Below are 12,354 nucleotides of genomic sequence, written 5' to 3'. Positions count from 1 at the left end.
TTGGGGTTGCGCAGGCCCCAGAAACGCCCTTTAACCCCGCGAAACACCTCTTTCAGTCGAGGTCCAAACCATGTCCCGTCGCCTGATCTCCACCGGCTCTCCCCTCGAGAAGACCGTCGGCTACAGCCGCGCCGTGATCGACGGCGATTTCGCCTTCGTCGCCGGAACCACCGGCTATGATTACACGACGATGACGATGCCGGCCGATGTCACGAGCCAGTCACGCAACTGCTTCAAGACCATCGAAGCCGCCCTAAAGGAGGGCGGATTCGAGATGGCCGATATCGTCCGTGCGACCTACTACGTCACCGACGCCAGCTACATCGATGCCCACTTCGCCGTCTGCGGCGAGGTTCTCGGCGACATCAGGCCGGCTGCGACGTTGCTGGTCGTCACCGCCCTCGCCAAGCCCGAGATGAAGGTCGAAATCGAAGCGACCGCCAAGCGCCGCAGCGCCTGATCCACCCCTCACCCTTTGCCCGCCAGCACGTTCCGGAGAAACCATCCCCATGAGCCACCCCTCGCAGATCTACGCGAAGATTACTGGTCCCATCGTCATGGTCGGCTTCGGCTCCATCGGCAAAGGCACCTTGCCGATGATCGAGCGGCATCTCGATTACGACAAGTCGCGCATCACCGTGATCGATCCCAAGGACGAGGGCCGCAAGGCGCATTGCGAGAAGCACAATGTGCGCTTCATCCAGAAGGGCGTGACCAGGGACAATTATCGCGAGTTGCTGACCCCGCTGCTCACTGAGGGCGGCGGCCAGGGCTTTTGCGTCAATCTCTCGGTCGATACCGGCTCCACCGACATCATGGAGCTCTGCAACGAGCTCGGCGCTCTCTATATCGACACCGTCAACGAGCCCTGGCTCGGCTTCTATTTCGATTCGTCGAAGGGCCCGGAAGCGCGCTCCAACTACGCGCTGCGCGAGGTGACGCTTGCCGCCAAGAAGGCACGCCCCGCGGGCTCGACGACGGCCGTCTCCTGCTGCGGCGCCAATCCAGGCATGGTCTCCTTCTTCGTCAAGCAGGCGCTGCTCAATGTCGCCGCCGATCTGAAGCTCAATGCCCCCAAGCCGAAGACCAAGGCCGAGTGGGCGGATTTGATGCGGCAGGCCGGCATCAAGGGCATCCACATCGCCGAACGCGACACCCAGCGCTCCAAGTCGCCGAAAGAGCCCGATGTCTTCGTCAACACCTGGTCGGTGGAAGGTTTTCTGTCGGAAGGCGTGCAGCCGTCCGAGCTCGGTTGGGGCACCCACGAGAAATGGATGCCCGAGAATGCGCGGACCCACGAAGCCGGCTGCGGCGCTGCCATCTATCTGATGCAGCCCGGCGCCAACACGCGCGTGCGCACCTGGTGCCCGACCCGCGGCGCGCAGTATGGCTTCCTCGTCACCCACAACGAGTCGATCTCGATCTCCGATTACTTCACGGTGCGCGACGCATCGGGCACGGCGGTCTATCGGCCGACCTGCCACTATGCCTATCATCCGGCCGACGATGCCGTGCTGTCGCTGCATGAAATGTTCGGCCGCGCCGCGAAGATGCAGGAAAAGCACCACATCCTCGATGAGAACGAAATCGTCGACGGCATCGACGAACTCGGCGTGCTGCTGTTCGGCCATGACAACAATGCCTATTGGTACGGCTCGCAGCTCTCCATCGAAGAGACCCGCAAGCTCGCGCCCTACCAGAACGCCACCGGCCTGCAGGTGACCTCGGCCGTGCTCGGCGGCATGGTGTGGGCGCTGGAAAACCCGAACGAGGGCATCGTCGAAGCCGACGAGATGGATTTCGATCGCCTGCTGGAAATCCAGCTGCCGTATCTCGGCCCGGTGAAGGGTTTCTACACCGACTGGACGCCGCTCACGGATCGTCCGGGACTGTTTCCGGAGGACATCGATACCAGCGATCCCTGGCAGTTCCGGAATATCCTGGTGCGCTGATCGCGCACCACGCCTGACCGATCATGATGCCCGGCCTCGCGCCGGGCATCTCGTTTCGCGGCCTACCTCGCCTTGTTACTTCGCCAGATTACTTGGCCAGGTAATCGAACGCCACGCTGCCGAGCCCGAGCGTCAGGTCCGCTTTGAAATGCAGCGCCGAGACCACCTCGCGCACCGGCAGGCGGGCGACGTCGCAGAGTGCGTGGGGAAACAGGCCGAGTGCAGCAGGGCCGGTCCATGCTTCCTTCAGCACGACGTCATCGAGATAAAAACGCACCAGCTCGCAGATCCGCGGGCTGCCGTCGACATGCGGGATGATCTTCAGGATGAAGTTCGGCGTCGCCATCGACTTCAGCACCGCGTCGTGGTCGACCTTGCGGTGCTTGTAACCCATCGTGGCCGAAGCGCAGAGGACCGAGCCGTAATGCAGCGAGCCGACCAGGACGTCGCTCTCGACCTCGATCTTGGGCCTTGCAAGCTTCTTCGGAAAGCCCCACAGCTCGCGGCCGCCGGCGATCGGGGCCTCGTCGTCCAGATACATCGCGTGGGTGTAGCCGCCCTCCTCGCCCTTGAAGCGGACCGGGATCACCTGCCCGGTTTCCGTGTAGTCGCCGAAGCCGGTCGAGTCGGGCATGCGAATGAATTCGTATTTCACCAGCGGCTCCGCCACCTCAAGCGGCTCGGGCACGATGGCGGCGAGGGCTTCGGGATCGGTCCTGTAGGTGATGATGAAGTATTCGCGGTCGAAGAAGCGATATGGCCCCGGCGGGAATGACGGGTTGGTGAGCGGCATCGAATAGGCGGTGCGGCGGACGTCTTCGATCTTCATGGGAGGCCCCATCTGTCGTTGGCGCGACGGATTATGGATCGGGCCGCCGGCAGAGGCGAGGTCAAATGCGCGTCACAATGCGCTAGCCGCCGAACTACTTCTCCTTCATCGGCGGCGCGATCTTCTCGGCCGGCGCCTGCGGCAGCGCCGGCTTGGTGGCCGCGCCTTGCGTTTGCGGTTCGGGGCGCGCGGGCTCGGGGGCCGGCGTGGTCGGCCGGTCGCCGCCGGGCTTGGCTTCCGCGGGCGTCTTGTTCTGATCGTCGGATGGCGTGCCCTGGAGCGGCCCCGTCGCCTGCGCCGTCTGCATCCGGCTCTCAGCGCGGATTTGCGCCAGCGAGAGGCCCGAGACCACGATGCCTGCCGCAAACAGCGAGCAGGCGATCAGGATATCTCGTCGAAATCCGCGCTTGTCATATTGGCCGGGCATGTTGATCACCACCAATGGTTGGCAGGATCAACGAAATTCGCGGACGGCGGTTCCTTACGCCGGAAGCCGGGAACCGCCCGTTCGCGTGCCAAAACGCCGCGCTCAATCCGTCGTGCTGACTTCCCAGGTGGCGTGGCGCACGCCCGGCAGGTGCTGGAGATCGGTCGCCACCGCATTCAGCTCGTTCGGATCGACCGCGGTCGCGACCAGCTTTGCGACGATCTCGATCAGATCGTCCCCGGTCTCGACCACGTCGATATCGGCCACCGGATATTTTGCGCCCTCGAGCTTCTCGACGAGCCGGTCGCGCATGTCGGGCAGGGCGTCCGGCGCGACCGCGAGCTTGAAATAGTAGGTCGCCTCCGACGCCTTCTCGTTCAGCGGGATGCGGTTGATGGCATTGACCAGCGGACGCAGCATGGTGTTGCCGGCGATGACGAACACGGTGAGCGCGGCCGCCTGCGCGACCATGTCGGCGCCGGCGCAGGAGCCGACCGCCGCCGAGGCCCACAGCGTCGCCGCGGTGTTGAGCCCGCGCACGTCCATGCCCTGCTTCATGATGACACCGGCGCCGAGGAAGCCGATGCCGGACACGACATAGGAGATCACCCGGACCGCGCCGTCGGCACCCGTCAGATGCATGGCGAGATCGACGAAGGCAGCGGCGCCGACCGCAACCAGCACGTTGGTGCGCAGGCCCGCGGTGCGCTGCCGGTATTGCCGCTCGGCGCCGATCAGCGTGCCCAGCACGAAGGCCGTGAACAGGCTGACCAGCGTGTCGGCGAAATCAGCAATCTGGAAGGTCGTCAGAAACCGCATGGCCCCTCGCACAGTCGCCACACGATCTATGCGAGAGTGCCGCTGAGGTCAATTTGAACGGGCACCGGCCGTGGAAGCCGATGCCCGTTCGTCTTGGTTTGCCTGCCTTAGTGAGCGGCCGCGAGCAACGTCTGCTGGGGCGGCGTGTAGCTCAGCACAGTGCCGCCATTGCCGTCGGCCGACAGCGCGAAGGACGAGGCCGCGTATTGCGCCAGCAGAGCCCAGGAGTAGCTCTGGCCGCCGTCGGTCGTGACCGTCAGATTGTTCGAGCTGTCGACATCGACGCTGCTGATCACGGTGTTGCGGAAGTCGATGTGGTCGTCGGCGCCGAAATTGGCGATCGCGCCGGCGAGACCGGACGGCACGTCCAGCACCAGCGTTGCGCCGTCGGAGCCGCCGAAGTCGACGTTCTGGAGCAGGCCGCCGGCGTAGACGTGCTCGCTGCCACCGTCCAGATGCGAGTTCGAGGCGATGCCGCCCGCCCCCACTTCCTGCTCGCCACCGCCGCTGACGGTCGCGGCGGTCGCAGCACCTGCGACGAACTGATAGCCGCCATTGATCGTCGCGCTGCCGTCGGTCGCGCCCGCGTCCACATACTGGAAGCCGTCGGCTGCGATCGTCGTGCCCGTTGTCGCACCACCGGAGCCGACATATTGCCGCCCACCGGCATTGATGGTGGTGCCGGCGGCATGGCCGTTGCCGAGCACCTGCTGATTGCCGTCGAGCACGGTGTTGGTGACGGTCCCTTGGTAAACATCCTGGTAGCCACCGGCCGCAACCGTCGTGGCATCGGCGCTACCGCCCTGATAGACGTGTTGTGCGCCGCCACTCGCGACGAGGACGCCGTTTGCCGTGCCGTAGTCGTATTGATTGCCGCCGGCGCCCACCGTCGTGCCCGTCGCCGTTCCGCTCAGATATTGCGTTCCGCCGTCGATCGTCGAGTTGACGTCGCGGCCGCCGGCGGCAACGGACTGCTGTCCGCCAGCCTTGATCGTGGTGTGGGCGGAGGTGCCGTTAGCGTAGACCTGCCCGAAACCGTAGAGCAGGGTATCGGTCGCGGTTGCGCCGGCGCGCACGTCCTGATAGCCGCCGGCTTCGATCGTCGCAGCGGTTACGGTACCGCTCAACACGTGCTGCTCTCCGCCACTCTTGACCACAGATCCGGTCGACGTACCTCCGCGGACCTCTTCGACGCCCTTACGAAGGACGGTCGCCCCGACCGAGGTCGCGCCACCGCCGACGACGAGGCTCGGGCTGAAGGACGAGGAGGCCGCCACGACGATCGCGTTCTCAAGTGAGGCCCCGCTCGCTATCGTGTAGCCGAAGGCCAGCGGGATCGACTGCGACACGCCGGTATTGCCGGCGGCGTCGCGCAGACGGGCCGTCACATAGGAAAGTCCGGTGGCCGGAGACAGATTGTCCAGCCGCCAGGTGCCGTCGGTGCTGGTCACGGAGAGATCCGTCGCACCGAACGACAGGGTGAGCGCGGCCGGCGTGTCGGCAAGATCGAGCGTGCCCTGGATGTTGACGCGGCTGGATGTTGCATCGGAGCTTTCGATGCTTGTGATCGCAAGGACCGGAGCGGTGACATCGACCTTGAAAGTGAGCGCCGCCGCGGAATTGCTGTGGCCAAGCGCGTCCGTCGCAGTCGCGACGTAGCTGTAGGTCGAGCCGTCCTGCAGGCCGGACACGCCAAGGCTCCAGTTGCCGTTGCTGCCAACCGTGGTGACGCCAACGACGGAATTGCCGCCGGCATTCGTGACCGTAACGGTGTCTCCGGCATTGCCGGAACCGGACAGGGTCGTCGTCCCGCCATGAAAGTGCGCCGCGTTGATGTAGTAGCTGCCGTCGGCCCCCGGCGTCACGTCCGCATCGACGATCGTCAGAGCCGGAGGCGTGCGGCTGATCGTATATTGCGTGGTGGTCGAATTGGGCGCGGTGAGGAAAACATCCTCGCCGGTCGAGGAGTTGCTCGTTGTCCACTCCACCACCACGTCGGCTTTTCCGTCTCCATTGAGGTCACCGACGGTGATTCCGTTGGCGCCCGAATCGAGCGGCAACGTCACCGCCGGGCCGAACGTGCCGTCGCCGCGACTGTAAAAGGTCGAAAGCGTATTGTTGCTGGTAGCGACCACGGCGAGGTCCGTTTTACCGTCGCCATTGAAGTCCGCGGCCGCCAAGTTCCAGATGGGCGCCGGTGTCTGGAAGGTCTGCGGCGAGGCGAAAGTGCCGTCGCCGTTGCCGAGCAGGATCGCAATCGAGTTGTTGGTTCCGAGTGCAAGATCAAGCTTGCCGTCGCCGTTGAAGTCGCCGCTGATCGTTCTAGATGAGGTGCCGGCCGCGATCGGGGATTGGAACGTGCCGTCCCCGTTGCCAAGCCGCACGGCAACCGGCGAACTTGACGAGTCCTGCACCAGCAGATCGATCTTTCCATCGCCGTTGAAATCGCCGCTCGCGAAGGCGTTGGAGGCATCCGTGGCAACGGGCGATCCGAAAGAGCCATCGCCGTTACCGAGCAGCAGCGACGTGCCGATGTTGTTCGACATGATCACGTCGGCCTTGCCGTCGCCATTGAAGTCGGCAAACGCCCTGATAGAGCCGCCATTACTGCCACCCGTCGCATACTTCGTCGTCGCCGCGAACGTGCCGTTGCCATTGCCCAGCTTGACGTCCAGGGTTCCGGTGCTGATGTTGCCCATCAGCACGTCCAGTTTGCCGTCGCCGTTGACGTCGCCGAGTCGAATCGACCCTTCCAGCTCCGAGGCGCCGGTCAGCGAGGTTTGCGTGAACTGGCCCGTGCCGGTATTGGTCCTGACATCGAGAAAATATGCGGAAGCGCTGACGGTCCGGATATACACCATATCCTGCTTGCCATCGCCGTTGACGTCGCCGACCGCCGCCGTGTTGATGATGCTGAAGCGCGGGCCGGCCATCTGCGTCTCGGACTGGAATGGTCCGACATAGTAGCCGCTGGAATCGTGCACGTTAGTGCCGCTGAGCTGAAGCCCCAGTGAGCCGCTCCCCGAACCAGTGTTCACCGTGACCACGTAGCTCGCGCCATTGCTGCCCGCCACCGGCGTGATGTCCGCGATACCCGCACCGCTGATGCCACCCGTCGTCGCGAGGGTGAACTGGTCGACCGTGACCCCGGACACCGGCTTGGAAAAGGTGACGGTGTAGTGCACGACGGAAGCATCGGTCGACGACGGATCGGTGCCCGTGATGCTGACGAGCGTCGGAAGAACGGGGATGAGCGGCATGGCGATTCCCTGAGGTGAGCGTCGATGCGGGGGTCGACTGCGCACCGGTACCRGACGAACCAGCACCAAGCGCAAACCGATCGGAGCCGACGGCAATCCAAGATTGCCCATCGCGCTCCCTGCATCTGCGACTCTACAGGGACTGCTTGTAAGTTATGTTACACGATAACATAAATAACATAATGGGGGAAAGGCAGCGAGCCTCACAGCTCCAGCAATCCACCCTCGCCATCTTCATCGGAGAACGCGAGCAGCGTGCCCTTGGCGTTCCAGGCCAGCGCGGCCACGGGCGAAGTGCCGTTACGGCGGACCAGGATCTCGGCGCCATCCTCCAGCCGCACCATCAGCACGGTGCCGTCGCTGTAGCCGGCGGCGAAGATGTCGTTCTTGGGGTGGCAGGCAACCACCGACACGCGCGCCTGCAGCGGCGCAAGCATCGCGGGCTCCTTGCCCATCGGGCCGTCCTTGCTGGCGAACGGCCACAGGATCACCGTGTCGGCGCCCGACGTCGCCAGCGCCTTGCCGCCCGCGCTCCAGGACATCGAGCGGACGCGGCCGGGATAGCCGGTCATGCGCATGTGCCGGTTGTCGGCAAGCCGCCAGCCGTGCAGCGCCGCCTCATGCATCGTCGTGACCAGGAATTTGTTGTCCGGGCTGAAGGTGACGCCGAGATGCGAGCCGGYCCAGGGCAGGAATTCGGCCGATCCTTCCATATTCGGAAACCACAGCGTCGCGCCGTTGTAGTGCGCGATCGCGAGCCGCAGCCCTTTCGGCGCAAACGCAAGCCCGCCGACGGTCGAGGGCACCTCGAGCGACTTCTCCTCGTTCTTGCCGCTCTTGACGAACGCGAATTTCCCGGCCGACCAGGCGTAGGCGCCGTCGGCATGCAGCGCCACCGCATCGATCCAGCGCCGCTTCGGGTCGGTCGCAAGCAGCGTCACCTCGCCCTTGGCATCGAGCGAGACGACCTTGCCGTCGTCACCGCCCATCACGAGGCGCTTGCCGTCGGAGGCGGTCGAGAGAATGCCGCCGCTGTGCACGGCGATCGTGCTGATCTCGCCCTTGGCATCGACCAGCGCGACGTTCTCCTCGCCGCCGACGAAGGCGGCACGAGGCCCAAGGAAATGCACCGAGGTCACGGCCATCCCCAGCGCGACCGGCTTGACGCGGTCGGTGACGGAGACGATCGAGGCGGAATCGGGGGCCGGCGTAAACTCTTTCATCACGAGACGATGCAGCTCTCAAAACCCTCGCGAATGGCCTGTTCCGGCAATTCGCGGCCGATGAAGACGAGGCGGCTCTCGCGCGCCTCGCCGTCCTTCCATTTCCGCTGATGGTTGCCCTCCAGCATCATGTGGACGCCCTGGAAGACGTAGCGGTCGTCATCGTCGTGGAAGGCGAGGATACCCTTGGAGCGCAGGATCTTGCCGCCCTCGACCTGCACCAGATTCTGGAGCCAGGGCATGAACACGTTCGGATCGAGCGGCTTGTCGGTCTTGAGCGACAGCGACTGCATGTCCTCGTCGTGATAGTGCTTCAGGCCGTGGCCGTGATCGTGGTGGTGATGGTCGTGACCATGATGATGATCATGGTCGTGGTCATGATCGTCGGCATTGAGGAAGTCCGGCTCGATATCGAGGATGCGGTCGAGGTCGAACGCGCCACGATCGAGCACGTCGGCCAGCGCCACCGAGCAGCGCTCGGTGCGGTGCAGCTTCGCATAGGGGTTGATGGCGCGGATGCGGGCCTCGACCTCGGCAAGCTCGGGCTTGGTGACGAGATCGGTCTTGTTGAGCACGATGACGTCGGCGAAGGCGATCTGGTTCTTGGCCTCGGGCGCGTCCTTGAGCCGGTCGGACAGCCATTTGGCGTCCGCGACCGTGACGACCGCATCGAGCCGGGCGTTCCTCTGCACGTCCTCGTCGACGAAGAAGGTCTGGGCCACCGGCGCCGGATCGGCAAGGCCCGTGGTCTCGACGATGATAGCGTCGAACTTGCCCTTGCGCTTCATCAAGCCGTCCATGATGCGCACGAGGTCGCCGCGCACGGTGCAGCAGATGCAGCCATTGTTCATTTCGAACACTTCCTCATCGGCGCCGATGATGAGGTCGTTGTCGATGCCGATCTCGCCGAATTCGTTGACGATGACGGCGTATTTCTTGCCGTGGTTCTCCGACAGGATGCGGTTCAAAAGCGTGGTCTTGCCGGCGCCGAGATAGCCGGTCAGGACGGTCACGGGAATCTTGCTGGAAGTCGCTTCAGACATAACTACTCCGACATCGGGCTGGTCGCGCGACGCGAGGCGGGGTGGCCCCTGCCCTAGTGGTCAAGCGCGCTGGTCAGGGCCTTTATATTGTGCCTGACCATATCAATGTAAGTGGGGGCGAGCCCCTTTTCGCCGGTCAAACCGTCCGAAATCAGGGTCCCGCCGACCTTTGAGCCGGTCTCCGCCGCGATCCGCCGGATCAGCCGGTCGTCGCTGATATTCTCCAGGAACACCGCCGGGATCCTCGCGGCCTTGATCTGGCCGATAATACTAGCGATATCCCGCGCGCTGGGCTCGGTTTCGGTGGAAACCCCAAGCGGCGCGATGAACTGGACGCCGTATTCGGCGGCAAAATAACCAAAGGCGTCGTGAGTCGAGATCACCTTGCGCCGCTCCGGCGGGATCTTTGCAACGGCCTCGCGGACCTCCCGGTCGAGCGTTTCGAGCTTTTCCAGATAGGCTTTGGCCTGCGCACGGAAGACGTCCGCGCCGTCCGGATCGGCGGCGGCCAGCGCGTTGGCGATGTCGATCACGTAGATTTTGGCGTTGGGGACGGACTGCCAGGCATGGGGGTCTGCGGCCGCGCCGAGCTTCAGGGGCGCGATGCCGGCGCTCACGGTGACCACCTGCGCCTTCCTGCCGGAGGACTGCACCAGCCGCGGCAGCCAGCCTTCGAGGCCGAGCCCGTTGACGATGACGAGCTTTGCGTCCGCGATCCGCTTCGCATCGCTCGGCGCGGGCGTGTAGACGTGGACGTCGCTGTCGGGTCCAACCAGCGTCGTGACGTTGACCCGGTCCCCGCCAACGTTACGGACGAAATCGCCGAGGATCGAGAAGCTCGCGACCACGTTGAGCCGCTCCGCGGCATGCAGCGGCGAAGCGATCAGCAACAGCACACAAAGCAGGACACGCAGCATTGCCGGTCACGCTTCCAGATGCCGGCCGGGAAACAGCTGCCGGACGATGCCGCCGACGCGGCCGAACAGGACGGAGACGATGTAGAATACGCTCGCCACCAGAATGATCGCAGGGCCCGACGGCACGCGGGTCTGGAACGACAGCACGAGGCCGGCATAGCCCGAGACCGCGGCGGCGATCACGGCGATGCAGATCATGGCCGTGAGATCGCGCGACCAGAACCGCGCGATCCCGGCGGGCAGGATCATCAGGCCCACTGCGAGCAAGGTGCCGAGCGCCTGAAAGCCGTTGACGAGGTTGATGACGACCAGCGCGAGGAAGGCGAGATGCGCGGGTCCGCCGGCGCGGCTCACGGTGCGCAGGAACAAGGGATCGACGCTCTCGATCACCAGCGGGCGATAGATCACGGCGAGCACCAAGAGCGTGACGGTGGCGTTGAAGGCGACCACCAGCAGCGTCTGGTCGTCCATGGCGAGGATGTTGCCGAACAGCACGTGCAGGAGATCGATATTGGTGCCCTTGATCGAGACGATGGTGACACCCAGCGCCAGCGAGGCCAGATAGAAGGTCGCCAGCGAGGCATCCTCCTTCAGCCCGGTCGAGCGCGCGACCACGCCGGCGAGGATTGCGACCGCAAAGCCGGCGATCAGGCCGCCGGCGGTCATCGCGAACAGATTGAGGCCGGAGAGCAGGAAGCCTACGGCTGCGCCCGGCAGGATCGCATGTGCCATGGCATCGCCGACGAGACTCATCCGCCGCAGCATGAGGAACACCCCGATCGGGGCGCCGGCCAGCGACAGCGCAATGACGGCGGCGAGCGCGCGCCGCATGAACTCGAATTCGGTGAACGGGCCGATCAGCGCGTCGTGGAGCATCTCGGATCACGCCGCCCGCGAGCTGGCGTCATCGGCCGCGCAGGCGGCTGCGCTGTCGTCGAAGGCCTCGCACATCCGCATCGCGACCATCAGGTTTTCCGGCGTCAGAACCTCCGCCGTCGGCCCCCAGGCCACGGGGCCACGCGCCAGCACCAGTGTTTCGCTGAAATGGTTGCGCACCATCTCCATGTCGTGCAGCGCGGCGAGCACGGTGCGGCCCTCGCCGTGCCAGTGCTTCACCAGCGCGAGCAGATCGATCGTGGTCTTGCTGTCGATGGCGTTGAAGGGCTCGTCGAGCACGATGAGGCTCGCGTCCTGGAGCAGCACGCGCGCGAACAGCACGCGCTGCATCTGGCCGCCGGAGAGCGTGCCGATCGGGCGGTTCTCGAAGCCGTTGAGGCCAACGGCGCCGATCGCATGCAGGATTTTCTCGCGCGCCGCCTTGCCGATGCCGCCGAACAGGCCGGTCGCGCGCCAGAGGCCGGTGGCAACGAAATCGAACACCGAGATCGGAAAGCTGCGGTCGATCTCCGTACTCTGCGGCAGATAGGCGATGTCGCGGGAGTCGAGCTCGCCGAGATGGATGCTGCCGTCGAGCGGCTTGAGGATGCCGACGATGCCGCGCAGCAGGGTCGACTTGCCGGCGCCGTTCGGGCCGATCACGGCGACCAGCGCGCCAGAGGCGACCTCGCCATTGAGGTGATGCACCGCCGGGTGCCGGTCATAGCCGAGCGTGACGTTGTGGAAATGCACGGCCGCCATGGTCACCTCATCGCCAGCCACACCATGGCCCAGAGCACGGCGCAGACGGCAACCGCCGCCGACAGCCGCGCAGCCATGGTCATGCGCAGGATCGACCACGGTGCCGCCTGCGCCGGATGCGGGGAAGCCGCATCGTGGACATGGGCATGCGTGTGGTCGTGCCCGTGCGAATGCCCGTGGGCATGGGAATGGTCGTGCTGGTGGGTGTGGGACGCGGCGGGAACCATTTCAGGACGTTATATTATA

12 protein-coding genes are annotated in these 12,354 nt (G+C 65.0%); 2 read left to right on the top strand and 10 right to left on the bottom strand.

Annotated elements, in window-relative coordinates; genetic code table 11:
- Positions 1-70: 70 nt before the first annotated feature.
- Together ACXJMY_RS00685 and ACXJMY_RS00680 are read left to right on the top strand one after the other, a co-directional pair.
- On the top strand, positions 71-460 hold the full coding sequence (locus ACXJMY_RS00685) for a RidA family protein (RefSeq protein WP_456617387.1): 390 nt from the start codon (positions 71-73) through the stop codon (positions 458-460).
- Positions 461-509: 49 nt separating this feature from the next.
- The gene (locus ACXJMY_RS00680) at positions 510-1,952 is read left to right on the top strand and encodes a homospermidine synthase (protein WP_456617386.1); all 1,443 of its coding nucleotides are present in this window, start codon (positions 510-512) and stop codon (positions 1,950-1,952) included.
- 88 nt (positions 1,953-2,040) lie between these two features.
- On the opposite strand, the gene ACXJMY_RS00675 is transcribed toward ACXJMY_RS00680, so the two are convergent.
- The 10 genes from ACXJMY_RS00675 to ACXJMY_RS00630 all read right to left on the bottom strand — a co-directional run bounded on the left by ACXJMY_RS00675 (position 2,041) and on the right by ACXJMY_RS00630 (position 12,335).
- On the bottom strand, positions 2,041-2,781 hold the full coding sequence (locus ACXJMY_RS00675) for an acetoacetate decarboxylase (protein ID WP_456617385.1): 741 nt from the start codon (positions 2,779-2,781) through the stop codon (positions 2,041-2,043).
- Between the two features lie 94 nt (positions 2,782-2,875).
- On the bottom strand, positions 2,876-3,208 hold the full coding sequence (locus tag ACXJMY_RS00670; RefSeq protein WP_456617384.1) for a hypothetical protein: 333 nt from the start codon (positions 3,206-3,208) through the stop codon (positions 2,876-2,878).
- 102 nt (positions 3,209-3,310) lie between these two features.
- Positions 3,311-4,027, bottom strand: a complete 717-nt coding sequence (locus tag ACXJMY_RS00665; RefSeq protein ID WP_314952911.1) for an MgtC/SapB family protein — start codon at positions 4,025-4,027, stop codon at positions 3,311-3,313.
- Between the two features lie 107 nt (positions 4,028-4,134).
- Positions 4,135-7,287 (bottom strand): FG-GAP-like repeat-containing protein, encoded by a 3,153-nt coding sequence (locus tag ACXJMY_RS00660; RefSeq protein WP_456617383.1) that lies wholly within the window; start codon positions 7,285-7,287, stop codon positions 4,135-4,137.
- A gap of 203 nt (positions 7,288-7,490) precedes the next feature.
- Positions 7,491-8,510 (bottom strand): WD40 repeat domain-containing protein, encoded by a 1,020-nt coding sequence (locus tag ACXJMY_RS00655; RefSeq protein WP_456617563.1) that lies wholly within the window; start codon positions 8,508-8,510, stop codon positions 7,491-7,493.
- A complete protein-coding gene (locus ACXJMY_RS00650; RefSeq protein WP_456617382.1) occupies positions 8,510-9,553 on the bottom strand; it encodes a CobW family GTP-binding protein in 1,044 nt (347 codons plus the stop codon). Before ACXJMY_RS00650 ends, ACXJMY_RS00655 begins: the two co-directional genes overlap by 1 nt.
- Before the next feature lie 53 nt (positions 9,554-9,606).
- Positions 9,607-10,470: a metal ABC transporter substrate-binding protein gene (locus ACXJMY_RS00645; RefSeq protein WP_456617381.1), complete on the bottom strand. Its 864-nt coding sequence runs from the start codon at positions 10,468-10,470 to the stop codon at positions 9,607-9,609.
- Between the two features lie 6 nt (positions 10,471-10,476).
- Positions 10,477-11,346, bottom strand: coding sequence for a metal ABC transporter permease (locus tag ACXJMY_RS00640; RefSeq protein WP_456617380.1), 870 nt, complete (start codon positions 11,344-11,346; stop codon positions 10,477-10,479).
- 6 nt (positions 11,347-11,352) lie between these two features.
- Entirely contained in the window at positions 11,353-12,108 is a 756-nt protein-coding gene (locus ACXJMY_RS00635) for a metal ABC transporter ATP-binding protein (RefSeq protein WP_456617379.1), read from the bottom strand.
- A gap of 2 nt (positions 12,109-12,110) precedes the next feature.
- Complete coding sequence (locus ACXJMY_RS00630; RefSeq protein ID WP_456617378.1) at positions 12,111-12,335, bottom strand: hypothetical protein; 225 nt, start codon at positions 12,333-12,335, stop codon at positions 12,111-12,113.
- Between the last annotated feature and the right edge of the window lie 19 nt (positions 12,336-12,354).

The sequence above is a fragment of the Bradyrhizobium sp. P5_C12 genome, from assembly GCF_054049735.1.
The sequence above is the reverse complement of the archived record's forward strand: the minus strand, read 5'-3'. Positions and strand labels throughout refer to the sequence as shown.